Genomic DNA, 23,207 nt, shown 5'->3' on the forward strand with positions numbered 1-23,207 from the left:
AGCCTTCTCGCGAAGAGGCCGGAACAGGCGCCGGACTATTTCGCTGGATACTCGCGATGCATCTGCGCAAGCAACGCATCCTTGTCGTCCCACAGCTGGTTGATCCAGCCCTGAAACTGCAGTCGATACTCGCCATCCTGGTCGTAATTCTTGCCAATAAACTGCGGCGGAATCTTCAATTCCTGGAAATGCACCACAACATCCTTCACATTCCCGCAGAGCAAATCCCAATACCCTGGACGCCCGCCTGGGTAGTGAATCGTCACATTGACGATGGATTCCAGCTGCTCACCCATCGCATCCAGCACAAACGCAATGCCGCCCGCCTTCGGTTTGAGCAGGTGGCGGAACGGAGATTTCTGCTGCGCATGCTTGCCCTTGGTGAAGCGCGTGCCTTCGACGAAGTTGAAAATCCCCACCGGGTTATTACGGAACTTGTCGCAAGTCTTGCGGGTGGTTTCCAGGTCTTTGCCTTTCTTCTCCGGGTGCTTTTCCAGGTAGGCCTTGGAGTAGCGCTTCATGAACGGAAAGCCGAGCGCCCACCACGCCAGACCAATCACCGGCACCCAGATCAGTTCCTGTTTGAGGAAGAACTTCAGCGGGCGAATCTTCCGGTTCAGCACGTACTGCAACACCATGATGTCGACCCAGCTCTGGTGGTTGCTGGTGATCAGGTACGAGTGCTGATAGTCCAGACCTTCCAGGCCGCTGAGCGTCCAGCGCGTGTGCCCCAGCAAGTCCATCCAGGCCTTGTTGTTGCTGATCCAGGCTTCGTGGATGTGGCTCATCAGCCAATCGGTAAAACGCTGGGCGGCGGGGAAGGGCAGCAGCAGTTTGAAGATCGCCACGATGAACAGCGGTGTGCAGCAGGCAATCGTGTTCAGCGCCAACAGCAGCGAGGCAATCACGCCTCGCAGGGGTGCAGGTAGAGAATCCAGCATTTAAAGATCCAAAGGTCGGTTGGCAGCTTGAATCGCGGTCAACGCGATGGTGTAGACGATGTCGTCGACTTGCGCGCCGCGCGGCAGGTCGTTCACCGGTTTGCGCAGGCCTTGCAGCATCGGCCCGAGGCTGACGCAGTCGGCGCTGCGCTGCACCGCTTTGTGGGTGGTGTTGCCGGTGTTCAGGTCCGGGAAGACGAACACCGTGGCGCGACCGGCGACCTGGCTGTTCGGTGCCAGCTGCTTGGCCACGGTTTCGTTGGCGGCGGCGTCGTATTGCAACGGGCCGTCGATCAACAGCGAGTTTTGTTGCTCGTGGGCGAGCAATGTTGCTTCGCGAACCTTCTCGACTTCTTCACCGCTGGCCGATTCACCGCTGGAGTAGCTGATCATCGCCACACGCGGGGTGATGCCGAATGCGGCTGCCGAGTCGGCACTTTGTAGCGCGATCTCGGCCAGTTCGCTGGCGCTCGGGTGTGGGTTCATCACGCAATCGCCGTAGACCAGCACTTCCTCGGGGAAGAGCATGAAGAACACCGACGACACCAGCGTGCAGCCCGGCGCGGTCTTGATCAGTTGCAGGGCCGGGCGGATGGTGTTGGCGGTGGAGTGAATGACACCGGACACGAGGCCGTCGACTTCATCCAGCGCCAGCATCATGGTGCCGATCACCACGGTGTCTTCCAGTTGCTGCTCGGCCATCGGCGCGTTGAGGCTTTTGGTTTTGCGCAGGGCGACCATCGGCTCGACGTAGCGCTCGCGAATCAGGTCCGGGTCGAGGATTTCCAGCCCCGGCGGCAGTTCGATGCCTTGGGCGCGAGCGACGGCTTCGACGTCCGCCGGTTTCGCCAGCAACACGCAACGGGCAATGCCGCGCGCCTGACAGATCGCCGCGGCTTGCACCGTCAGAGGCTCGCTGCCCTCAGGCAAAACGATGCGCTTGTTGGCGGCTTGGGCGCGCTGGATCAATTGATAACGGAACACGGCAGGCGACAGGCGCATTTCCCGTGGCGTGCCGCAGCGTTGGTGCAGCCAGTTGGCGTCCAGGTGGCTGGCGACGAAGTCGGTGATGATCTCCGCGCGCTCGCGGTCGTCGATCGGGATTTCCTTGTTCAAACCGTTCAACTGGTTGGCGGTGTCGTAGGAACCGGTGCTCACCGACAACACCGGCAGGCCCGCCTGCAAGGCGCCACGGCACAGGTCCATGATGCGCGGGTCGGGCAAGGTGTCGCTGGTCAGCAACAGGCCGGCCAGAGGCACGCCATTCATGGCCGCGAGGCTAACGGCGAGGATGATGTCGTCGCGATCGCCGGGGGTTACCACCAACACGCCGGGCTTGAGCAGCTCCACGGTGTTGCGCATGGTGCGGGCGCAGATGATGATTTTGGTCATGCGCCGGGTTTCGTAATCGCCAGCGTTGAGGATCTGCGCGCCCATCAGGTCGGCGACGTCGCGGGTGCGCGGGGCGTTCAATTCCGGCTGGAACGGGATGCAACCCAGCAGACGGAAATCGCCACTGCGCAGCAATGGCGAGTGTTCCTTCAGGCGTGAGGCGAAGGCCTCCATGCTCTCCTCGGTTTTGACCTTATTGAGGATCACACCGAGGACTTTCGGGTCTTTCGGGCCGCCGAACAATTGCGCCTGCAATTCCACTCGGCCGGACAGTTCGGTCAGCACTTCGTTTTCCGGTGCCGAGACCAGGATCACTTCGGCGTCGAGGCTCTTGGCCAAATGCAGATTGACCCGCGCGGCGTAACTGGCGCTGCGGGTCGGGACCATGCCTTCGACGATCAGCACATCTTTGCCGACAGCCGCCTGCTGATAGAGCGTGATGATTTCTTCGAGCAACTCATCCAGCTGTCCGTCGCCGAGCATGCGCTCGACGTGCGCCAGACCGAGCGGCTGAGGCGGTTTCAAACCGTGAGTGCGCGCCACCAGTTCAGTGGACCGTTCAGGCCCGGTGTCACCCGGGTGCGGCTGGGCAATCGGTTTGAAAAAGCCGACTTTGAGGCCGGCCCGCTCAAGGGTACGTACCAGCCCGAGGCTGATGGAGGTCAGACCCACACCAAAATCGGTGGGCGCGATAAAAAAAGTTTGCATGCGAATTCTCTGGAGGTGCATGGCAATGGTGACGACCTATGTCTGGCCGTTTACCGAAATTCAGTCGCCAAGGTTATCGCTAACCGAGCCTTGTGCGCACCAACCACAATCAAAGGGCTGGCCTATTTTTTCAATACGTTGCGCGGGGTCCAGAACCCAGGCGCGCGATTGCCACGGTGGCTGGTGGCGCAGGTGCTGGGTGTGGCCGCAGGAAAGCTCGGCCACCCAGTGCCCGTCCTCATCCTGATGGAAGCCTGTGACCGTCGAGCCTTTCGCCGCCACCCGTCTGTCCGGGTTGTGTTCGCTTTCGGGCGATTGCTTCGCTAAACTTGGCCATTCTTCATTCTTATGCAAAAGGTCTCGCCCCATGCTGATCGCCGCCAATAAGGCTGTCTCCATCGACTATACCCTGACCAACGACGCTGGTGAGGTCATCGACAGCTCCGCCGGCGGCGCGCCGCTGGTCTACCTGCAAGGCGCAGGTAACATCATTCCGGGCCTGGAAAAGGCTCTGGAAGGCAAAGCCGTCGGTGACGAACTGACTGTCGCCGTAGAACCTGAAGATGCCTACGGCGAATACGCTGCCGAACTGGTCAGCACCCTGAGCCGCAGCATGTTCGAAGGCGTCGATGAGCTGGAAGTGGGCATGCAGTTCCACGCATCCGCTCCGGACGGCCAGATGCAGATCGTCACCATTCGCGATCTGGACGGCGACGATGTCACCGTCGACGGCAACCACCCGTTGGCCGGTCAGCGTCTGAATTTCCAGGTCAAGATCATCGACATCCGTGATGCCAGTCAGGAAGAAATCGCTCATGGTCACGTCCATGGCGAAGGTGGCCATCACCACTGATTTTCTGCGCTAAGCTCAGAGAACTGGAGAGGCGCCCGAGGGGCGCCTTTTTAGTCCGCGGCTGTCCCTGGTGACACCGCCAAGTGGCTGTTTCGAGAAGAACACGGGAATTTGGAGTTCGTCATGAGTGCTTTTCACGACCTTAAATTGACAGGCCTGGATGGTCAGGAGCTACCTCTGGCGCCCTTCAAGGGGCACGTCGTGCTGGTGGTCAACGTCGCCTCCAAATGTGGCTTGACCCCACAATACGCGGCGCTGGAAAACCTCTACCAGCAATACAAGGCCAAAGGCTTCAGTGTGCTGGGCCTGCCGTGCAACCAGTTTGCCGGGCAGGAGCCGGGCACCGAGAAAGAGATCCAGGATTTCTGCAGCCTCAACTATGGCGTGACCTTTCCGTTGTCCAGCAAGCTGGAAGTCAACGGTCACGATCGTCATCAGCTGTACCGTCTGCTGGCGGGCGAGGGTGCTGAATTTCCCGGGGACATTACCTGGAACTTCGAAAAATTCCTGCTGGGCAAGGATGGTCGCGTGCTGGCGCGGTTCTCGCCGCGTACGGCGCCGGATGATCCGTCTGTCGTTCATGCGATTGAAAAAGCGCTGAGCTAAAAGATCAAAAGATCGTCCGAACGTGGCCCGAACCTTCGGACGATCTTTTGCTTTCTGTCTTTTGATCCTTAATCACCTAAATCAATAGTGCTGTTCAAGGCTCTCCACTGCCAATATTATCGCCGTCATAAAGTCTATTTCCGTGGAGCGTCCCATGCCCGTCAAAGCCCTGTTCAAACCGTTCCACCTCGGCACCCTCGAATTGCCGACTCGCGTCGTCATGGCGCCGATGACCCGCTCGTTTTCGCCGGGTGGCATTCCCAATTCCAAAGTGATCGAGTACTACCGTCGCCGCGCCGCTGCGGGTGTTGGCCTGATCATCACTGAAGGCACCACCGTCGGCCACAAGGCTTCCAACGGCTACCCGAACGTGCCGCATTTCTACGGCGAAGCAGCGCTGGCCGGCTGGAAAAAAGTGGTCGACGCGGTTCACGCTGAAGGCGGCAAGATCGTTCCGCAGCTGTGGCATGTCGGCAGCGTGCGCCGCATCGGCACCGAGCCGGATGCCAGCGTGCCGGGTTACGGCCCGTCGGAGAAATTAAAGGACGGTCAGGTCGTGGTTCACGGCATGACCCAGCAAGATATCCAGGACGTGATCGCCGCGTTCGCCCAGGCCGCCAAAGATGCCCAAAGCATTGGCATGGACGGCGTGGAAATTCACGGTGCCCACGGCTACCTCGTGGACCAGTTCTTCTGGGAAGGCAGCAACCAGCGCACCGACGAATACGGCGGTAGCTTGGCCAACCGTTCGCGTTTCGCCATTGAACTGATTCAGGCGGTGCGTGCAGCGGTCGGTGAAGGCTTCCCGATTATTTTCCGTTTCTCCCAATGGAAGCAGCAGGATTACACCGCGCGTCTGGTGCAAACACCGGAGGCGTTGGGCGAATTCCTCAAGCCGTTGTCCGACGCCGGCGTGGATATTTTCCACTGCTCGACGCGCCGTTTCTGGGAGCCGGAGTTCGACGGTTCCGAGCTGAACCTGGCCGGCTGGACCCGCAAACTCACTGGCAAGCCGACCATCACCGTGGGCAGCGTCGGCCTGGACGGCGAGTTCCTGCAGTTCATGGTCAACACCGACAAGATCGCGCAGCCGGCCAGTCTGGAAAAACTGCTGGAGCGTTTGAACAATGATGAGTTCGACCTGGTGGCGGTGGGTCGTGCGCTGCTGGTGGACCCGGACTGGGCGCAGAAAGTGCGTGACGGCCGTGAAGAAGACATCCTGCCGTTCAGCCGTGAAGCGTTGATGACCCTGGTTTAAGCGGCGCCTTGACTGACGCCTTCGCGAGCAGGCTCGCTCCCACAGTGGTTGTGCGTCATGCACAAATCCAGTGTGGGAGCGAGCCTGCTCGCGAAGACTGATTAAATGTCACCCAAGATTCAGGGCAAGGTCGGTGCATTCGGAACCAACTGCTCCCCCACACAAGCCCCGCGCAACTGCCCCTCAAACTGCTCGATAATCGCCGGCCAACCCTGCCGACTCGCATGTTGGCGCGCATTAAGCCGCACGCAGCGCAAGGTTTCGCGCTCCTCCAGCAGCCAGCACGCGGCATCGCAGAACGCTTCTTCGTCCCCCGGCATCGCCAGTACGCCGTTGTAGCCATGGCGGATGTGCTGAGCCGCTGCAGCCTGATCGTACGCCACCACACCCAATCCAGAGGCCAGCGCCTCAAGCACGACATTGCCGAAGGTTTCGGTCATGCTCGGAAACAGAAATACATCACCGGATGCGTAGTGACTGGCCAACGCTTCGCCGCGTTGTGAGCCGCAGAAAACCGCCTCGGGCAGTTCCTGCTCCAGCGCCGCTCGTTGCGGGCCGTCGCCGATCACAATCAACTGTATTTTGCGCTGTGGATAAGTGGCTTTCAGTGCGTCGAAGCAGCGCTTGAGCAGGCCAAGATTTTTCTCCGGTGCCAGACGTCCTACGTGGATGACAGCGATGTCGTCGTTACCCAATCCCCAGCTCTCACGCAGGGCGTTAATCCGTTTGGTCGGGTGAAACAATTGGCTGTCGACCCCACGCGATAGCAACGCCAGGCGCTCAAAATGCCGGCGTTCCAATTCCATTCTTTGACTCACGCTCGGCACCAGGGTCAAGGTCGAGCGATTGTGAAACCAGCGCAGGTAGTGGGTCAGCAATCGCGTCAGCAGTCCAAGCCCATACTGACTGGAGTACTGCTGGAAATTGGTGTGGAAGCCGCTGACCACCGAAATCCCCAAGCGCCGTGCCGCGCGCAATGCGGACAACCCCAGCGGTCCTTCCGTGGCGATGTACAGCACGTCCGGCCGATGACGTTTCCAGCGCCGCAGCAGCTTGTGCATCGACGACTGACCCCATTGCAAACCGGGATAACCCGGCAGCGGCCAGCCCCGGCACAGCAACAACGCATCGTTGCTGCTCAACTGCTGATCGCAACCCTGACGCGGTCGCACCAATTCCACCTGATGCCCGCGCGCGCGCAAGCCGTCGCACAAGCGGCCGAGGGTATTGGCCACTCCGTTGATTTCGGGAGGGAAGGTTTCGGTGATCAGAGTGATATGCAGAGCTGTCGTCATGGCCTCAGTGTCGGCTGAGGCCATGTCGTCAGTGTGACGGTGGGATGATGAATTTGTGACCGAATCAGCGCTGGACCACCAGGTTTTCCGCGCCGCGTTCACGCACCCAGAACAACGTCGCCCCCGCCACAGCCGCCGGCATCATCAGGATGTTGACCACCGGAATCAGCAGCACCAGATAAACACTCCCGCCGAAACTCATGCTCTGCCAGCGCTTCTGGCGCAGCCACGCGAGCATCTCGTTCCAGCCCAGCTTGTGGTTATCCGCCGGGTAGTCGATGTACTGGATCGCCATCATCCACACCCCGAACAGCAGCCACAATGGCGCAGCGATGATGTTCACCACTGGAATGAACGAGAGGATGAACAACCCGATGGCGCGCGGCAGGAAGTAGCCGAGTTTGCGCATCTCCCGGGCCAGGGTGCGGGGAATCATGGCGATCAGTTCGCCCCAGCTGAAGGTCGGGAAGTCGTCAGTACCGCGCACCACGACTTCGACTTTTTCCGCGAGGAACCCGTTGAATGGCGCGGCGATGACGTTGGCCAGCATGGTGAAGGTGAAAAACACCATCAACACCACCAGCACCACAAAAATCGGCCAGAGGATGTAGCTGAGAAAACTCAGCCAGTCGGGCAGGGTCGGCATCAGCGTATCGACCCACAGACTGAATTGATGGCCGGCCAGATAAATCAATCCGACGAACAGCACCAGGTTGATTGCCAGCGGCAACAACACGAATAAACGCAGGCTGGGGCTCAGGACCAGCTTGAGGCCTTCGCGCAGGTATTGCGGTCCAGACAGGACGGGTGCGGGCATAACGTGCTCCGGGCAGAGGGAAACGCGCCGACCTTACCGGCTTTGTCTGACGGGCGAAAGCGCGGTAGCAGCATCGACATTAACTGTAACAAAGGCGCCTATGTATCCATCGTGATGGGATAGAGACCGCCTATGAGCTGGATTGTTAAACCGTATTTCCTTAATCTTCGCCCCCTCGATACGCTGCACCCAATCTTTTTACAGGACTGTCGAGGCTCAAGCCTTCCCCAAGTGCTTTCAACGGTCCTTTTTTATTCCCGCCGGCAACCCGGCGTTCCGCGCCAGAAGTTTCGGCCCGGTCAACAGGAGCAGGTCATGTCTGAAGTCCGTCATTCGCGAGTGATTATTCTCGGTTCCGGCCCTGCCGGTTACAGCGCCGCGGTCTATGCCGCCCGTGCCAACCTCAAGCCATTGCTGATCACCGGCATGCAAGCCGGCGGTCAACTGACCACCACCACCGAAGTCGACAACTGGCCTGGCGACGTCCACGGCCTGACCGGCCCGGCGCTGATGGAACGCATGAAAGAGCACGCCGAGCGCTTTGAAACCGAGATCGTTTTCGATCACATCAATGCCGTGGACTTCGCTTCCAAGCCTTACACCCTGATCGGCGACAGCGCGACCTACACCTGCGACGCCTTGATCATCGCCACCGGCGCCAGCGCTCGTTACCTGGGCCTGCCGTCGGAAGAAGCGTTCATGGGCAAAGGCGTTTCGGCCTGCGCGACCTGCGACGGTTTCTTCTACCGCAACAAGCCAGTGGCCGTGGTCGGTGGCGGCAACACCGCCGTTGAAGAGGCGTTGTACCTGGCCAACATCGCCAGCAAGGTCACCCTGATCCACCGTCGCGAAACCTTCCGCGCCGAGAAGATCCTGATCGACAAGCTGAATGCCCGGGTTGCCGAAGGCAAAATCGAGCTGAAGCTGAACGCGACTCTGGATGAAGTCCTGGGCGACAACATGGGCGTGACCGGTGCTCGCCTGAAGAACAATGACGGCAGCTTCGACGAGCTGACAGTCGACGGCGTGTTCATCGCCATCGGCCACACCCCGAACACTTCGTTGTTCGAAGGTCAGCTGACGTTGAAAGACGGCTACCTGGTAGTGCAGGGCGGTCGTGAAGGCAACGCCACTGCCACCAGCCTCGAAGGCATCTTTGCTGCCGGTGACGTGGCTGACCACGTTTACCGTCAGGCCATCACCTCGGCCGGCGCCGGCTGCATGGCGGCACTGGACGCCGAGCGCTACCTCGACGACCTGCAGAACGCTTCGTTCTGATTCTGTAGAAACAAAAAAACCGGCCTCGGCCGGTTTTTTTGTGTCCGCAGAGGAACCCTGTAGCAGCTGGCGAAGCCTGCGTTCGGCTGCGCAGCAGTCGTAAAATCAGAACTCGCGGTGTATCAGGAAGACTATGCAGGCCCGAATTGCGACTGCTGCGCAGCCGAACGCAGGCTTCGCCAGCTGCTACAGGGGGGGCGTTGCAGCTTAGCCCTTGAGCCGCTCCTGAACGAAATCCATGAGTTTCAATGATTGATAGAGCGCATTGGCCGCAACCCGTCCGAACGGCCCGCCGTTCCAGTCCAGCAAGTACGGTTTGAACACCTGATAACGCGCACTTTCCCCGCACACCGCTTCGGCGATGACCCTGCCGCCAATCGAGCCAGTATTCATGCCATGGCCGCCAAACGAGGTGCAGGCCCAAACGCCCGGTTCCAGCAATCCCAGGTTGGGCATTTTGTTGGTGGAGTACCCCATCAGGCCGGACCAGGCGAGTTCGATGTTTACCGAGGCCAGTTGTGGATAGACCGAGACCATGTCGGCCTTGAGCATGGCAGCGAGGGCCTTTTCGTTCTGTTCGTTGCGGGTGGTGATGCGTCCGCCCCAGAGCAGGCGATCGCCTTCGACCACGCGGTAGTAGTCCGAGGCGCGGCGGTCGTCGGAGAACGCGGCGCCGGAGTCGAGGACGTTTTTGATCGCCTCGCCCAGGTGTTCGGTCAGCACCACGTAGGTGGCAATGGGCAGGTAGGCGCGGCTGAGTTTTTGCAGCTCCGGGCCGCCGTAACCGCCGGCGCAGAACACCAGGTCCTGGCAGCACACAGTGCCGTTGGCGGTCTGGACGATTTTGTCCGCGCCTTCGTGACGCCAGGCCCGCATTTTTGATTGTTCGAAAATCCGGCCTCCCGCGGCTTCGATGGCGAGGGCCAGCCCCAGGCAATAATTCAACGGGTGAAAGTGCAACGCCTTCGGATCCTCGATGCCCTGGAAATAGCGCAGGGTGTGAGCCCGTTCGCGGACTTGGGCGGTGTCGAGGAAGTTGAGTTCATAGCCGAAGTCGCGGCGCATCGTGTCGATGTGGTTTTTCACGCCAGCGCTGTCGTCGTAACGCTTGACCTGAATAGTGCCGGCGGATGGATCGCAACCGGGCAGCGCCAATTCAGCCATGTTGCGGCGGACAATCTCCACGCCCTCGACCGACATTTGAAATAGCGCCTTGGCCTGTTCCAGTCCAAGTTTCTTGCGGATCGCTCCCGAACCCTGAGCCCAGCCCGGCGAGACCACGCCGCCATTTCGACCGGACGCGCCCCAGGCGACTTGCCGGGCTTCGAGGATGATCACGCGTTTGCCCCGTCGGGTCAGTTCCAGGGCGGCGGTAAGGCCAGCGATCCCGGCGCCGATGATGCAGACGTCACAGGTTTCGTCAGTGCGCAGTTCGGGTCTGGCCGCGCGGGGCAGCGAGGTTTGGGAATACCAGGTGGTGGGGAAGGACATGGTCAATCCTTGAGAAATTTCCGGTCAGTGAAGTGAACCTCTGGCTTTTGTGGGAGCGAGCCTGCTCGCGAAAAAACGTAAGGACGACGCGTGCATTCAGACAGACCGCGTCATCGTTGACGTCCTTCGCGAGCAGGCTCGCTCCCACAGGTGGGCGGTGTTACTTGACCGTTGAGTAATCCACGCCGTACCACTTGGTCGACAGCTTGGTCAACGTGCCGTCCTTGTGCATCGCTCCGATGATCTCACCGAGCTTGGCCTTCAACTCCGCGTCACCCTTGTCGGTGGCAATGGCCAGGGGTTCGTAGAACACCACGCCGTTGTCGATGGCCCGCAGCGGGTAGTTTTTCTTGATGGCCGCTTCCAGCGTGCTGCGCTGAGTGAGGATGCCGTCGAGACGAACGCCGTCGCCCAGTCGCAAGTCATCCAGCGGTCCAAGGGAGCCGGCATAGGTTTTCATCTTTTTGGTCTGTACGTCGTAGGTGACCGGCGGCAGGTCGGTTGCTTCGATGGCCAGCGCCTGGTTCAGGTAGTCCTCGGACGTGGTGCCGCCTTCGACACCGATAGTTTTGCCATTGAGGGCTTTGTGGTCGGTGAGTGTGGATTTGTTGTGAACCGCAAACACATAGGGCACGTAGTAATAGGTCGCGGGGAAATCGAGAATGCGCGCGCGACTTTTGGTGGCGGTCATCGAGCCCACGGACATGTCCCAGCGCCCGTTCCACTTGCCGGCGGTGATCACGTCCCAATCAGGGGTGATGAACTTGACCTCGACGCCGAGGCGCTTGGCGATCTCCTTGGAAACGTCGATATCAAACCCGTCGATTTCATTCTTGTCGTTGATAAACCCTTGGGGTGGCCAGGTCGCCGACGTGGCGACGGTCATTGTTTTACTGCTCTGGATTTTGTCCAGTACGGCTCCGGCGTTGGCGGCGCCGACGAACACCAGCGACATTGCGGCTGCGATTACGTGTTTTTTGCTGACCATGTCCATCTCCACTTATCGTTATTGTTATGAAGGGGCAAAGCGGTACTCAGTGACCAATGATCTGTGACAGGAATTTCTGTGCGCGTTCGGTTTGCGGGTTGTTGAAAAACTCGGCAGGGGTGGCTTGTTCGATGACCTGGCCCTGGTCCATGAACAACACGCGGTCGGCGACCTTGCTGGCAAAACCCATTTCGTGGGTTACGCAAATCATGGTCATGCCGTCGGTGGCCAACTCACCCATCACGTCCAGCACTTCGTGGACCATTTCCGGATCGAGGGCCGAGGTTGGTTCGTCGAACAGCATCACTTTGGGGTTCATGCACAGCGCCCGGGCAATCGCCACGCGCTGCTGCTGGCCGCCGGACAATTGCGAAGGGTACTTGTGCGCATGCTCGGCAATTCGCACCCGTTCCAGGTACACCTGAGCGCGTTTTTTCGCCTCGGCGCTCGACACGCCTTGCACCAGTTGCGGGGCCAGGGTCAGGTTGTCCAGCACGCTCAAATGCGGGAACAGGTTGAAGCTCTGGAACACCATGCCGATTTCCCGGCGCACGGCGCTAACACTCTCGGCCTCGCTGGTGAGGGTGATGCCGTTGACCTGGATGTGACCTTTCTGGAAGTTTTCCAGGTGATTGATGCAGCGAATCATCGTCGACTTGCCCGAGCCCGATGGTCCGCACACCACCAGGATTTCACCCGTGGCGACGTTCAGGTCGACATCGCGCAATGCGTGAAAGTCGCCGTACCACTTGTTCAAACCGATGATGGAAATCATCGAGGGGCTGGCCTGCGCAACAGGTGCCAGGTCGATTCGTTCTGCCGTAGTCATCACGCATCAGCCCCTTGCGATGGATCGGTTGACCCGTTTTTCGATTCGCGCCTGCACCCGTTCGAGGATGAACGACAGGGCCCAGTAAATCATCGCGGCGGTGATCAGCATTTCCAGGTGGCGGAAGTCCGCGCGGCCCTGGGTCTTGGCCAGGTACATCAATTCCCAGACGCCGATCACCGACACCAGCGAACTGTCCTTGAGCATGGCGATGAACTGGTTACCGGTGGGCGGGATGATCACCCGCAAGGCTTGCGGCATGATCACCCGGCTCAGGGTCTTGAACGGGCTAATGCCCAGGGCTCGTGAGGCTTCCCACTGACCCACCGGAATGCTCTGGATGCCCGCACGAAAAATCTCGGTCATGTAGGCGCCGTAGCACAGCGACAACGCGAGGATGCCGGCTGGTACTGCGTCCACCACGTAACCCAGTTGCGGCAGGCCCAGGTAAATCAGGTAGATCTGGATCAGCAGCGGAACACCGCGAAAGAACGAGGTGTAGAACGAGGCAATGGCGTTGGCCAGGCCGTTGTTCGACAGCTTGGCCACGGCCCCGATCAATGCCAGCACGAAGGCAATCACAATCGCGATGGCGGAAATGTACAGCGTGGTTGCAGCGCCCTGGATGATCAGGAAGCCGATCTTGTCGAGGATGAAGCTGTAAGAGAGGTCGAAGGTGTCGAAGAACGCCAGGAACAGGATCAGCAGTTCGATCCAGACCACGGTGGTCTGCACTTTGAATTTCAAGCGTCCGAGGACGTGAAAGTTCAGCGTGCCCAGTGCGGCAATCGCCAGGCCGATGGCGATGTTGCGAGCGGTCAGACTATCCGGGGTATTGCCCAACAGCGGATGGAGGAAATGACTGAGGGCGCTGTTGCCCAGGTTCATCAGGTAGGAGCCGAGAAACAGCACCACGCCTACGCCAAGCAGGAATTGAGGATCATTGGACTTTTTTTTATAAATTATATTGTCGTGATACATGACGGCCTCAGGCTTGTAGGTGGTAGTGATCTCGCTTGGTAAAAGGGGTATTCGGCCAGTATTGCGACGCAAAATTGGGGACTACAAGCGAACATAATTCGCTATGTCAGTCCCTGATCGTAGTTTGCTTTTCAGGAAAGGTTCGCCAGGCAGGCCTCGAGGATATCCAGCCCTTCCTCCAGCACAGCGGCCTCAGTGGTCAACGGCGCCAGAAGCCGAATGATGTGCCGTGATTTGCCGCTGGGCATCAGCAGCAAACCCGCGTCGCGGGCCAGGGCCAGCAATTGGGTCAACTGCGCTGAGGCGGGTGTGCCGTCGGGATTGATCAGTTCGATACCGCGCATCGCGCCAACGCCGGTCAAACGGCCCAGAAACGGGGAAAGCTTGTTGGCGCGCCAGGCTTCGTAGCGGCTGACGATGGCTTCTTCCTGTTGCGAGCCCCAGGCATGCAGGTTCGCATCGGTCATCTCTTCCAGGGTTGCCAGTGCTGCGGCGCAGGCAATCGGGTTGCCTGAATAGGTGCCGCCCAGTCCGCCCTTGGGCAAGGTGTCGAGCAGCGACTTGCGCCCGACCACCGCACCCAGCGGCACACCGCCGGCGATGCTTTTGGCCAGCAGGATCAGGTCCGGCTCAATGCCCAGTCGCGAAAACGCAAAACGCTGGCCGGTGCGACCGAAGCCGGACTGGATTTCATCAGCGATCAGCAGGATGTTTTTTTCATCACAGAAGCGGCGGAGCGCTTGGGCAAATTCCACGTCCAGCGTCAGGAAGCCCGATTCGCCCTGCACCGGTTCGACGATAAAACAGGCGACGTCATCGACGTCGATCTCGACGCTGAACAGGCGGTCCATGGCTTTCAGGGCCTCCGCGCAGGTCACGCCGTTGTCCTTGCTAGGGAAGGGCAGGTGAAAAACCGGACCCGGCAGCACGCCGACTTTCTGTTTGTAAGGCGCGACTTTGCCGTTGAGGTTGAGCGTGGCGAGAGTGCGACCATGGAAGGCGCCGTCGAAGGCGATGACGGCCGTGCGACCGGTGGCGCCACGCACGATCTTCAGGGCGTTTTCCGCCGCTTCCGCGCCGCTGTTGGTGAGCATGCCGCTGACCGGGTAGTCCACCGGAATAAACGCGGTGAGACGATCCATCAGTTCGATGTAGGGCGTATGCGGAGCGGCGTTGAACGCATAGTGGGTCAGCCGGGTGGCTTGTTCGCGAATGGCCTCGACGATGCGCGGATGGCAATGGCCGAGGTTCAATACACCGATGCCGCCGACGAAGTCGATGTAGCGCTTGCCATCGGTGTCCCAGACCTCGGCATTTTTGCCGTGGCTGAGCGTGACGGGATGAACGATGTTGATCGACTGGCTGATGGTTTCGCTGCTCATGGATGACCGACTCTGAAGAAGGGATGCTTCTTTTTATCTAAGCCGTGAGCAGCGGTGCCCGGCAAACGAAATAAAGTTGCCGGGTCAATCTTAAAAGTCGGGATGTGCCCTGATTAAGAGATGGGCTGGCGAAGCGTAACCTGTGGCGAGGGAGCTTGCTCCCGTTGGGGCGCGGAGCGACCCTGCTTGCCTTAAAAAGAAGGGGGCAGCTGCGCAGCCCAGCGGGAGCAAGCTCCCTCGCCACAGGTTCAGTGTCACTCGTGATGTGTTTGCGGGCTTTGATCAGCGGCGAGTCAACGGCTGTTGAGTGAACTTCACACCGGCCAATCCGTGAGCAATCAACGCGCGGATATTCCCGTGATCGCTGCCTTCAGGCGTCGCCACCACTGAACGGTAATGCTCGCCAAACGCCAACAGCGCTTCTTCATCGCTCAAGCCTTCCAGCAGCGCCAGACCCAACGTCTTGCACGAACCTTCGTTCTGCCCGGCTGCGTTTTCCACGCCGCCATTGTTGAAAGCCTGAGGCTGGTAATCGTAACCCGCGGCGATGAATGCCAGGGTGTCGGCGAAAACGTGTTCGCCGCTTTTAAGGCTGGCGCGCAGGGTGTTCAAATCACTCATTGGGTTTTCCTTTGGCGAACGCCGCTTGTTGTTCGGCGTTGGCTTCTTGCTGGTATTGGGCTTTCCACTCGGCGTACGGCATGCCGTAAACCACTTCGCGGGCGTCATCGAGGCTGACCTCGATCTGGCGTTCGTCGGCAGCGGCCTTGTACCACTTGGACAAGCAATTGCGGCAGAAACCGGAGAGGTTCATCAGGTCGATATTCTGCACATCCTTGCGGCTGTCCAGATGGGCGACCAGCCGGCGAAAGGCGGCGGCTTCGAGTTCCAGGCGTTGTTGATCGGTCATGGCGGGCTCTGTGCAATCAAATCGTGCGCGGATGATAAAAGTCTGACGAGCAATGTGCCAGACGTGGTCAGCGGCTCGCTGCAAGCGTAATAGACACCGACTCGGCGAATCGCAGGGCGTGGGGCTTGTCGACTTCGACCTCGGCGTACAACACCGACTCGTTGACCATGACCAGATCGAGAATTTCCTGAGTCAGGCGCTCGAGCAGGGCGAAGCGATTGCCCTCCACGTGGGCGATGATCGCCTTGGTGATGGTGCGGTAGTTCAGCGCGTGATCGATGTCGTTATCACGCACCGCTTCCTGAGCGGCATACAGGATGGTCAGGTTGATCAGCACATCCTGCTTGTTGAGGATTTCATCCTCGTTGATCCCGATGAAGGTCCGCAGGCACAGGTCCTTGACCCGGATGCGTGCCGTTCCTGGTTGAAGTTGTGGCATTGCTACTTGCTCCGTCCAATCAATTGCAGGAACTCCTGGCGGGTGTTGCTCGACTCGCGGAAGGCGCCGAGCATCACCGAGGTGTTCATGGTCGAATTCTGTTTCTCGACGCCGCGCATCATCATGCACATGTGCTTGGCTTCGATGACCACCGCGACGCCCGCCGCACCGGTCACCTGCTGCACCGCGTCGGCGATTTGCCGAGTGAGGTTTTCCTGGATTTGCAGGCGACGGGCGAACATGTCCACCAGTCGCGCAATCTTCGACAGGCCCAGCACCTTTCCCGTTGGAATATAAGCCACATGCGCCTTGCCGATGAAGGGCAATATGTGATGTTCGCAGAGCGAGTACAGCTCGATGTTGTCGACGATGATCATTTCATCGTTGTCGGAAGCGAACAGCGCGCCGTTGACGATCTCTTCGACGCTTTGCTCGTAACCATGGCAGAGGTACTGCATGGCTTTTGCCGCGCGAGCCGGGGTGTCTTGCAGGCCCTCGCGGTCGGGGTTTTCACCGAGGCCGATGAGGATCTCGCGATAGCTCTGGGACAGGGCGTTCTGGGGCAGGGATAACGTCATGGAACATCCTCGCGGGGGCCGCTTATTTGATGTGCCGTCCGCCGTTGACGGTCAGGGTCGTGCCGGTGACATAAGGGTTGTCGAGCAAATAGCGCAAGCTCTGGTAGATCACTTCGCTGCCGGGTTCGATACCCAGCGCGGACTTGGCCAGTGCCTTGGCGCGGTACGCCGCGTCGTCGTCGGGGTTGAACATTAGCAGGGCTGGCGCGATACCGTTGACCTTGATTGTCGGCGCGTATTTCGCGGCGAAGGACAGGGTGAGGCTGTCGAGCCCGGCTTTACTGGCGCAGTAGCCAATGTGCTTGCTGCTGCCCTTGCGGGTCACGTCGTCGCTGATGTGCACGATGTCGGCGGGGCTTGAGCGTTGCAGCAAGTCGGCACAATGCAGATTGATCAGGTAGGGCGCCAGCATGTGCACGCTGAACATGCGGGTGAAGGCTTCGGCGTCGGTGCCCGGGGTTTCGGCCAGCCATTCGGAAGCGTTATGGACAATCGCGCGCAGGGCGTCGGTGTGGGTTTTCAGTTCACTGATGAACGCAAGAATTCCCGCTTCGCTGGAGAAGTCTGCAAACACCGCGGTCGCGCCAAGGTCGCGTAATGTCTGTACGCCGGGGCGTTCACTGCGGTAGCTGAAGATCACCGGCTGGCCATCCTCGAGCAAACGCTGCGCGCAGTGCAGGCCGACACGTTGGCCGGCACCGGTGATGAGGATTGGGGCTACGAAAGAGGTCATGAACGGCTCACGTCGCGGTAAGAGCAAAACTATACCAGCGACGGAGGCGGTCTACCTATTGGTGAGGCATCCTCTGAGGGAGCGAGCCTGCTCGCGAAGGCGGTGTGTCATTCAACAAAAGTATCGAATGTTCCGGCGTCTTCGCGAGCAGGCTCGCTCCCACAAGGGTTATCAGTGGTTTTGTGTGGAGGGCGCGGCGGGCAATGGGCGTGCCGGTGTACTGTTCAGCCAACCGGCCAGCAGGCGGGTCGACAGCGGTATGAAGAAGTAGACCATCAGCGGGGTCAGGCACAAGGTGCTGATGAACACCCGGCTCAGCAGGCCCAAGTCGCTCAGCAACGGCCCGAGGACAACGTTGAACAGCAGGGACACCGGAAAGAACGCCAACCAGATCGCCACGGCCTGTTTCCAGCGTGGTGGGCGCTGGCCGGTGGCGCCGAACCAGCCTTCGATGCCGCTGACCCGATGTTCCGTTGGATGGGCAAACAAGTCGCTGCCGCGGCCAAGCCAGGCAGTGCGCGAGGCGGAATGCTCCCAGGCGTGCAGCGTCTGCTCATCGGCGAAGCGGAAGATAATCTGGAATTCGTCATCGTCGGGCGGCGGAGCGAGCACGCCAGAGCCGAGATAGCCGGGAAAATCTGTGGCCAGTTGTTCGCCTTCACGCAACCAGGCGATCAGGTCCTGATAGCGCCCATCGGCGACGCGGCGCGCAACCATCAGCGTGACGGGTGAGGTAGACATTGTGTATCTCCGTATGACAATCGCGTTACTCCGGGTAGGGAGTTTCGCCAGGCGCAGCGCCGGGGTGGTGGGCTGCGTCTTGGAACAAGCAAGGATTATTCCTGATTCTGCCGGGTACGTCAGTGATATTCATCGCCATCAATGTCTTGAAGGGTATGGGGGCAGGGGAGGTAGAATGGGATCCAATTTATACATGGACGTAAAATTAGAAAATGCCTGTCCTGACTGACGTTGTCCCTGGATTGCAGCCTGGTCTTCCTCTCGAGCAGGAAGAACTGTTTCCGATTCGCGAAGTGGCGCGCCTGACAGGGGTCAACCCGGTCACGCTGCGTGCATGGGAACGCCGCTATGGGTTAATACAGCCCACGCGCACCGAAAGTGGACACCGACTCTATTCGATGACCGATATCGATCGTGTCCGCAGCATCCTGGGCTGGATCGAACGCGGCGTTGCTGTCAGTAAAGTCGGCAAGATACTGGCCAGGATTGCACCGCTTCAGGCGCTGTCGCACATCATCCCGAATGAGCTCGTACAAGCTGACTACACGCAATGGCAGCAGCAAGTTCAGGCGGTGGTGAGTGCGTTTGACGAGGTTCAACTGGAGCAAGTCTATGGACAGATCTTTTCCAGTTATCCCCTGACTGTCGTGTTTCAGGACATTCTGCTTCCACTCTGGAAGCAATTACTGCAGCGCCATGAAGCGTTCGGTCAGGCCAGTGAATGGCTTTTCCTGGATGGTTTTCTGCGTTCTCGAGTGTTGCAACGCCTGCTGCTGGTGCGTGTCCTGCAGCCGCGACGGGTGATTGTCTGCGCCCTGAACGATCAGTGTCGTGAACTCGAAGTGCTGGTCACTGCGCTGTTTCTGAGCAGTGTCGATTCGGCTATTCAAGTGTTGGCTATCGGTCAGCCATTCGACGAATTGGCCCTGGTCTGCGAACGGATCAAGCCCCAGGCGCTGGTGCTGATTTCCAATCACGCGCCTGCGCCCGAGTTGCCACGGCGATTGAAGCGCCTGGCCTTGAGCCTGGATTGTCAGTTGATGCTGGCGGGGGATGCGTCCGATCTGGTGCAGGAGAGCCTGGCTGGATCGTCGATTGGATGTCTGGGTAACGAGGGAATGGTGATGCGTCAGCGTCTGAAACAGTTCCTGACGGGCAACCTGGATACTTGAATCAGAGGTGCATGGCCGGATGCGTCAGCCGATGCTGCTGAAGGATGTATTGGCGCAGACGCTCGGTTTCGTCCTTGTCACCCTGATTCAACTGATAGGCATAGAAGCCGTTCTCAGTTTCTTTCTCGAAGGTGCCGCGCAACGCGATGCGCTCATAGCCAGACGGGCTGAACCACAAGGCGAAATGTTTGGGCGGTTTGGTTTTGTTGCGAGCTTCCAGCAAAACCCCTTTGAACGACACTTCGTGCACCCACATCGTACCGGGTTGGCCACTGGCATTCTCCAGCGCTACCGGTTCTTCGAGTACCAGGCGCCATGGCCGGACCATCGGTCCGTCTTCATAGATGCTGGGCACGCCGAGGCGTAAATGCAGCGCATGAAACTCGTCTTCCACCAGGTGCAGCGGGAAGGTCATTTGCTGATTTTCGAAATTGGCCTGGATGGTGACTTGCTCATGAGCGGCGAGGCGCGTGAGCAAATCACGGATTTGTGAACCACCGTTGACGAGCAGGCTCGACGTCGCATCCCGCACATTGAGTTGCGGGTTGTGTTGCATTGTCTGGATAAAATCCAGCTCATCCTGGGTCAGGAGTGCGTCGCGTTGCATGATCGGCTCGACAGAAAAAGTTACACAGTCATCGGTGATTGTAGTTAATGACAATCAATTCTTCGTTTTGTTTTCGCCGCTCGTCGCTTTTAGTGTGGCAAGCTCGGCCTGGACCTCGGCCAATTGCGCTTCCAGCTGCGCGACTCGCTGCAGCGCCTTGACCTGAACGGTGACGTCTTTCTGCACTCCGACGAAATAGGTCTGCCCGTCGTCCGGGTTTTTCACCGTCGAAAGGGACAGTTCGTTCCAGAAAGGCGTGCCGTCCTTGCGGTAATTCCTGAGGATTTCCCGGCAGGAACCGCCACTGCTCAACGCCTCGCGAATCAACGGGAGAGCTTCCTGGTCGCGGTCCCCGGACTGAAGAAAACGGCAATCCTGGTAGAGGATTTCTTCGCTGGTGTAACCCGTCAGGCGTTCGAATGCCGGGTTGACGTAAATCAGGATGTTGTCCTGATCGCCTTCCTTTTCGGCAATCACGATGCCGTCGTTGGAAGCGTTGATCACCATTTGCAGCAGTTGGGCGTTAATCATCGGAGAGTCCTTTCCAATTTGATTGTGGGATGCATTCTAAAAGAACACTGAGCACTGTCTACTGACCACCAGCGTTAATTGAGAGTCAATCGCAGCCTTTTTGCCATGGCTGTTAATATCCCCCGTCTTTTTACTCAGCTTCAGGATCAGATTGATGAAAGTCGCCATCCTTTCCGGCTCGGTGTACGGCACGGCTGAAGAAGTCGCCCGCCACGCCGCAAATATTTTAAAAGCTGCGGGTTTCGACACCTGGCACAACCCGCGTGCAAGCCTCGCCGATGTTCAGGCCTTTGGTCCCGACGCTTTCCTGGCGGTGACCTCGACCACCGGCATGGGCGAGTTGCCGGACAACCTGCAACCGTTGTATTTCGCCATTCGCGACCAGTTGCCTGCTGCCTGGCGTGGATTGCCGGGCGCCGTAATTGGCCTGGGCGATGCGAGCTACGGCGATACGTTCTGCGGTGGCGGCGAGCAAATGCGTGAATTGTTCGGCGAACTGGGCCTACGCGAAGTCCTGCCCATGCTGCGCCTGGACGCCAGTGAAAGCGTGACGCCGGAAACCGACGCCGAGCCTTGGCTGGCGGAGTTGGTCAGCGCTCTGCGGGGCTGACCGGCCGCTCGCGCAGCAGGGCGAGCCAGGCTTGCGCGGCTTTTGACAAGTACGCGCCCTGACGCCAGATGAAGGCGATATCCCAACGCAAATAACTCGGCGCGTTCAAGGTCAGGCGCACCACGCCTGGCCGCACCAGCCCGCGAGCCACCACGCGCGGCAACAACACCACGCCTTGACCGGCCGCCACCAGCGCTGCAAGAAAATCTGCCTGGCCGCTGCGACCGCCTTCCTTTGGTGTAAACCCCAGCTGCTGGCAGGCTTGCAGCAAACGGTCGTTGAGCACGAAGCTGCGCTGATACAGCAGGAAGGGCGTGTCGGCCAATTCCTCCAGCCCAATCACAGTCTTCGACGCCAGCGGATGATCGGCGGGCAGCAGGGCGTCCAGCGGTTCGTCGCAGAATGGCTGGAAGGCGAATTGCGGGTCTTTCGTCAACAGGCTGCCACCCAGTTCCAACTCTCCACTCAAAACGGCCTGTTCGATGTTCAGGCTGCCACCCTCCAGCAATTGAATGCTGATGTTGGGGTAGCGTCGCCGGTACTCGGCGAACAGTCCGGCGAACAGCGCATCGCTGCCCAGTAGCGGTAAACCCAGACGCAATTCCCCGCGGGCCAGCTGGCTCAAGTCATCCAGTTCACTGAGCATTTCGTTGCGCAGCCGCAACATGCCTTCGGCCCGTAGAAGGACCACGCTGCCGGCGGCGGTCAGGCGCAGCTGCGAACCCTGCCGTTCGAGCAGCGCAGTGCCAAGGCTCTGTTCCAGCTGAGCGACCTGTTTGCTCACCGCCGATTGACTGATGTGCAGAGTCTTGGCGGCTTGAGTAAAACCACCCTGATGCATGACCTCGACGAAGCTGCGTAGCTGTTTGAATTCCATTTGCATGATTCCATTTTGGAATGGCTTCGAGTCTAACAATTCGCTTCGGGTATAGCAGCCCGCTCCTTAAAATGAGCACCTGTGAGGACCGAAGACATGAACGCATCAACCTTAAAAAGCTTGGCTCGACTGGCGGCCGAATTGGCCGTGCTGCTGGCCATCTATCTGCTCGGCTGCCAGATGGCCGTGTGGTTTGCCTGGCCAATTCCCGGCGGTGTCATCGGCATGGTGCTGTTGCTGCTGGCGTTCGCTTTGGGTGTGGTCAAACCGGCGGCGCTGCAAATGGGCGCCGGCCTGTTGATGGCCGAGATGCTGTTGTTCTTCATTCCGGCGCTGATGAGCCTGCTCGATTACGGCGGTCTGCTGCGTAGCGACGGTTGGCGAATTTTGTTGGTGATCGGCGTCAGCACGTTGATGGTGATGCTGGTGACCGCATTCACCGTGGAACTGGTGGTGCGGTTGAGGAGGTCTTGTGAAGCTTGAACTGATGCCGATGTTCTGGCTGGCCTTCACGCTGCTGGCTTATTTATTCAGCCGCTGGATCTACCGTCGCACTGGTCGCTATGTACTGTCGCCACTGATTCTGGTTCCGGCCTTGCTGCTCGCGCTCGCCGTGCCGCTGCACACCGCGTATGCCGAATATTCGAGTAACACCCATTGGCTGATGCTGGTGCTGGGGCCGGTTACCGTCGCTTTTGCTGTACCGATCTGGCAGCAGCGGCAGATGCTGATGCGGCATTGGTCGGCGTTGTTGCTTGGGATGCTGGCGGGCAGCGCGGCGTCCATCGGCAGTTCGTTCGGGTTGGCCAAGGCGCTGGCGCTGGACAGTTCGGTGACGATGTCGCTGGTGCCGCGCTCGATCACCACGCCGTTTGCCATGCCGCTGGCCCATGACCTGGGCGGCGTGCCGGAGCTGACGGCGGTGTTTGTGATGTTCACCGGGGTGTTCGGGGCGATGCTCGGTGGCATTCTGCTCAAGTGGTTGCCCCTGCGCAGCGCCTTGGCTCGAGGGGCGTTGTTTGGCGTCGGCGCACACGGTGCCGGGGTCAGTCGGGCGCATGAAGTGGGGGGTGAAGAGGGCTCGGTGGCGGGGTTAGTCATGGTTCTGACGGGGCTGCTGAATCTGTTCGCCGCACCGTTGTTGGCGGCAGTACTTTGACATGGATCCAGGATCATCGGCGTACTGACTC

27 protein-coding genes are annotated in these 23,207 nt (G+C 59.5%); 8 read left to right on the forward strand and 19 right to left on the reverse strand.

Features of this window, described 5'->3' with window-relative positions; all coding sequences use genetic code 11:
* Positions 1–35 precede the first annotated feature (35 nt).
* The 3 genes from ACYZTW_RS05315 to ACYZTW_RS05325 are packed head-to-tail and all read right to left on the reverse strand — an operon-like array spanning position 36 to position 3,440.
* Positions 36–941 carry an acyltransferase gene (locus ACYZTW_RS05315; RefSeq protein ID WP_462004020.1) on the reverse strand — a complete coding sequence of 302 codons (906 nt, stop codon included), beginning with the start codon at positions 939–941 and terminating at the stop codon, positions 36–38.
* A complete protein-coding gene (gene pta, locus ACYZTW_RS05320) occupies positions 942–3,041 on the reverse strand; it encodes a phosphate acetyltransferase (RefSeq protein ID WP_462004021.1) in 2,100 nt (699 codons plus the stop codon). It lies immediately after the preceding gene.
* 60 nt (positions 3,042–3,101) lie between these two features.
* Complete coding sequence (locus ACYZTW_RS05325; RefSeq protein ID WP_056742973.1) at positions 3,102–3,440, reverse strand: DUF3565 domain-containing protein; 339 nt, start codon at positions 3,438–3,440, stop codon at positions 3,102–3,104.
* On the opposite strand from ACYZTW_RS05325, the gene ACYZTW_RS05330 reads away from it, so the two are divergent.
* From ACYZTW_RS05330 to ACYZTW_RS05340, 3 genes are all read left to right on the forward strand, one after another.
* On the forward strand, positions 3,409–3,894 hold the full coding sequence (locus tag ACYZTW_RS05330; protein ID WP_007901600.1) for an FKBP-type peptidyl-prolyl cis-trans isomerase: 486 nt from the start codon (positions 3,409–3,411) through the stop codon (positions 3,892–3,894). The two genes, ACYZTW_RS05325 and ACYZTW_RS05330, sit on opposite strands and share 32 nt — an antisense overlap.
* Positions 3,895–4,017: 123 nt before the next feature.
* The gene (locus tag ACYZTW_RS05335; RefSeq protein WP_462004022.1) at positions 4,018–4,500 is read left to right on the forward strand and encodes a glutathione peroxidase; all 483 of its coding nucleotides are present in this window, start codon (positions 4,018–4,020) and stop codon (positions 4,498–4,500) included.
* 154 nt (positions 4,501–4,654) lie between these two features.
* Entirely contained in the window at positions 4,655–5,758 is a 1,104-nt protein-coding gene (locus tag ACYZTW_RS05340) for an NADH:flavin oxidoreductase (protein WP_462004023.1), read from the forward strand.
* 119 nt (positions 5,759–5,877) lie between these two features.
* Here ACYZTW_RS05340 and ACYZTW_RS05345 read toward each other — a convergent pair whose 3' ends face one another.
* The gene (locus ACYZTW_RS05345; protein ID WP_462004024.1) at positions 5,878–7,077 is read right to left on the reverse strand and encodes a glycosyltransferase family 4 protein; all 1,200 of its coding nucleotides are present in this window, start codon (positions 7,075–7,077) and stop codon (positions 5,878–5,880) included.
* A gap of 40 nt (positions 7,078–7,117) precedes the next feature.
* Positions 7,118–7,870 carry a sulfate transporter CysZ gene (gene cysZ / locus ACYZTW_RS05350; RefSeq protein ID WP_462004025.1) on the reverse strand — a complete coding sequence of 251 codons (753 nt, stop codon included), beginning with the start codon at positions 7,868–7,870 and terminating at the stop codon, positions 7,118–7,120.
* Positions 7,871–8,185: 315 nt separating this feature from the next.
* Between cysZ and trxB the strand changes: the two genes are divergently transcribed.
* Complete coding sequence (gene trxB, locus ACYZTW_RS05355) at positions 8,186–9,148, forward strand: thioredoxin-disulfide reductase (protein WP_462004026.1); 963 nt, start codon at positions 8,186–8,188, stop codon at positions 9,146–9,148.
* Between the two features lie 207 nt (positions 9,149–9,355).
* Here trxB and ACYZTW_RS05360 read toward each other — a convergent pair whose 3' ends face one another.
* The 11 genes from ACYZTW_RS05360 to ACYZTW_RS05410 all read right to left on the reverse strand — a co-directional run bounded on the left by ACYZTW_RS05360 (position 9,356) and on the right by ACYZTW_RS05410 (position 18,220).
* On the reverse strand, positions 9,356–10,639 hold the full coding sequence (locus ACYZTW_RS05360; RefSeq protein WP_462004027.1) for an NAD(P)/FAD-dependent oxidoreductase: 1,284 nt from the start codon (positions 10,637–10,639) through the stop codon (positions 9,356–9,358).
* 160 nt (positions 10,640–10,799) lie between these two features.
* Entirely contained in the window at positions 10,800–11,627 is an 828-nt protein-coding gene (locus ACYZTW_RS05365) for a transporter substrate-binding domain-containing protein (protein ID WP_462004028.1), read from the reverse strand.
* 46 nt (positions 11,628–11,673) lie between these two features.
* On the reverse strand, positions 11,674–12,402 hold the full coding sequence (locus tag ACYZTW_RS05370; protein WP_462005706.1) for an amino acid ABC transporter ATP-binding protein: 729 nt from the start codon (positions 12,400–12,402) through the stop codon (positions 11,674–11,676).
* 60 nt (positions 12,403–12,462) lie between these two features.
* Positions 12,463–13,437 (reverse strand): amino acid ABC transporter permease, encoded by a 975-nt coding sequence (locus tag ACYZTW_RS05375; RefSeq protein WP_462004029.1) that lies wholly within the window; start codon positions 13,435–13,437, stop codon positions 12,463–12,465.
* Positions 13,438–13,568: 131 nt separating this feature from the next.
* The gene (locus tag ACYZTW_RS05380) at positions 13,569–14,819 is read right to left on the reverse strand and encodes a 2-aminoadipate transaminase (RefSeq protein ID WP_462004030.1); all 1,251 of its coding nucleotides are present in this window, start codon (positions 14,817–14,819) and stop codon (positions 13,569–13,571) included.
* Positions 14,820–15,101: 282 nt separating this feature from the next.
* Positions 15,102–15,440, reverse strand: a complete 339-nt coding sequence (locus ACYZTW_RS05385; protein ID WP_008037347.1) for a HopJ type III effector protein — start codon at positions 15,438–15,440, stop codon at positions 15,102–15,104.
* Positions 15,433–15,729 carry a DUF1244 domain-containing protein gene (locus ACYZTW_RS05390; protein ID WP_008150700.1) on the reverse strand — a complete coding sequence of 99 codons (297 nt, stop codon included), beginning with the start codon at positions 15,727–15,729 and terminating at the stop codon, positions 15,433–15,435. The genes ACYZTW_RS05385 and ACYZTW_RS05390 overlap by 8 nt, the downstream gene beginning before the upstream one ends.
* 67 nt (positions 15,730–15,796) lie before the next feature.
* Positions 15,797–16,168: a dihydroneopterin triphosphate 2'-epimerase gene (gene folX / locus ACYZTW_RS05395; RefSeq protein ID WP_046045886.1), complete on the reverse strand. Its 372-nt coding sequence runs from the start codon at positions 16,166–16,168 to the stop codon at positions 15,797–15,799.
* A 2-nt stretch (positions 16,169–16,170) separates the two neighbouring features.
* Positions 16,171–16,746, reverse strand: a complete 576-nt coding sequence (folE, locus tag ACYZTW_RS05400) for a GTP cyclohydrolase I FolE (RefSeq protein WP_462004031.1) — start codon at positions 16,744–16,746, stop codon at positions 16,171–16,173.
* 22 nt (positions 16,747–16,768) lie between these two features.
* Complete coding sequence (gene folM / locus ACYZTW_RS05405) at positions 16,769–17,479, reverse strand: dihydromonapterin reductase (RefSeq protein ID WP_462004032.1); 711 nt, start codon at positions 17,477–17,479, stop codon at positions 16,769–16,771.
* A 171-nt stretch (positions 17,480–17,650) separates the two neighbouring features.
* Positions 17,651–18,220, reverse strand: coding sequence for an antibiotic biosynthesis monooxygenase (locus ACYZTW_RS05410; RefSeq protein WP_462004033.1), 570 nt, complete (start codon positions 18,218–18,220; stop codon positions 17,651–17,653).
* A gap of 212 nt (positions 18,221–18,432) precedes the next feature.
* Here ACYZTW_RS05410 and ACYZTW_RS05415 point away from each other — a divergent pair, with 212 nt between their 5' ends.
* Positions 18,433–19,392 (forward strand): MerR family transcriptional regulator, encoded by a 960-nt coding sequence (locus ACYZTW_RS05415; RefSeq protein WP_462004034.1) that lies wholly within the window; start codon positions 18,433–18,435, stop codon positions 19,390–19,392.
* A 1-nt stretch (position 19,393) separates the two neighbouring features.
* On the opposite strand, the gene ACYZTW_RS05420 is transcribed toward ACYZTW_RS05415, so the two are convergent.
* Complete coding sequence (locus ACYZTW_RS05420; protein WP_462004035.1) at positions 19,394–19,999, reverse strand: hypothetical protein; 606 nt, start codon at positions 19,997–19,999, stop codon at positions 19,394–19,396.
* A gap of 54 nt (positions 20,000–20,053) precedes the next feature.
* Positions 20,054–20,530, reverse strand: coding sequence for a PAS domain-containing protein (locus ACYZTW_RS05425; RefSeq protein WP_462004036.1), 477 nt, complete (start codon positions 20,528–20,530; stop codon positions 20,054–20,056).
* 154 nt (positions 20,531–20,684) lie between these two features.
* On the opposite strand from ACYZTW_RS05425, the gene ACYZTW_RS05430 reads away from it, so the two are divergent.
* The gene (locus tag ACYZTW_RS05430) at positions 20,685–21,140 is read left to right on the forward strand and encodes a flavodoxin (protein WP_462004037.1); all 456 of its coding nucleotides are present in this window, start codon (positions 20,685–20,687) and stop codon (positions 21,138–21,140) included.
* Here the strand turns inward: ACYZTW_RS05430 and ACYZTW_RS05435 are convergent.
* On the reverse strand, positions 21,121–22,017 hold the full coding sequence (locus ACYZTW_RS05435) for a LysR family transcriptional regulator (protein WP_462004038.1): 897 nt from the start codon (positions 22,015–22,017) through the stop codon (positions 21,121–21,123). The genes ACYZTW_RS05430 and ACYZTW_RS05435 overlap by 20 nt on opposite strands.
* A 96-nt stretch (positions 22,018–22,113) precedes the next feature.
* Between ACYZTW_RS05435 and ACYZTW_RS05440 the strand changes: the two genes are divergently transcribed.
* Both ACYZTW_RS05440 and ACYZTW_RS05445 read left to right on the forward strand, forming a co-directional pair.
* Positions 22,114–22,500, forward strand: a complete 387-nt coding sequence (locus ACYZTW_RS05440; RefSeq protein WP_462004039.1) for a CidA/LrgA family protein — start codon at positions 22,114–22,116, stop codon at positions 22,498–22,500.
* Entirely contained in the window at positions 22,490–23,176 is a 687-nt protein-coding gene (locus ACYZTW_RS05445) for an LrgB family protein (RefSeq protein ID WP_033057889.1), read from the forward strand. The genes ACYZTW_RS05440 and ACYZTW_RS05445 overlap by 11 nt, the downstream gene beginning before the upstream one ends.
* Positions 23,177–23,207: the final 31 nt, after the last annotated feature.

It is taken from the genome of Pseudomonas sp. LB3P25 (genome assembly GCF_054897985.1).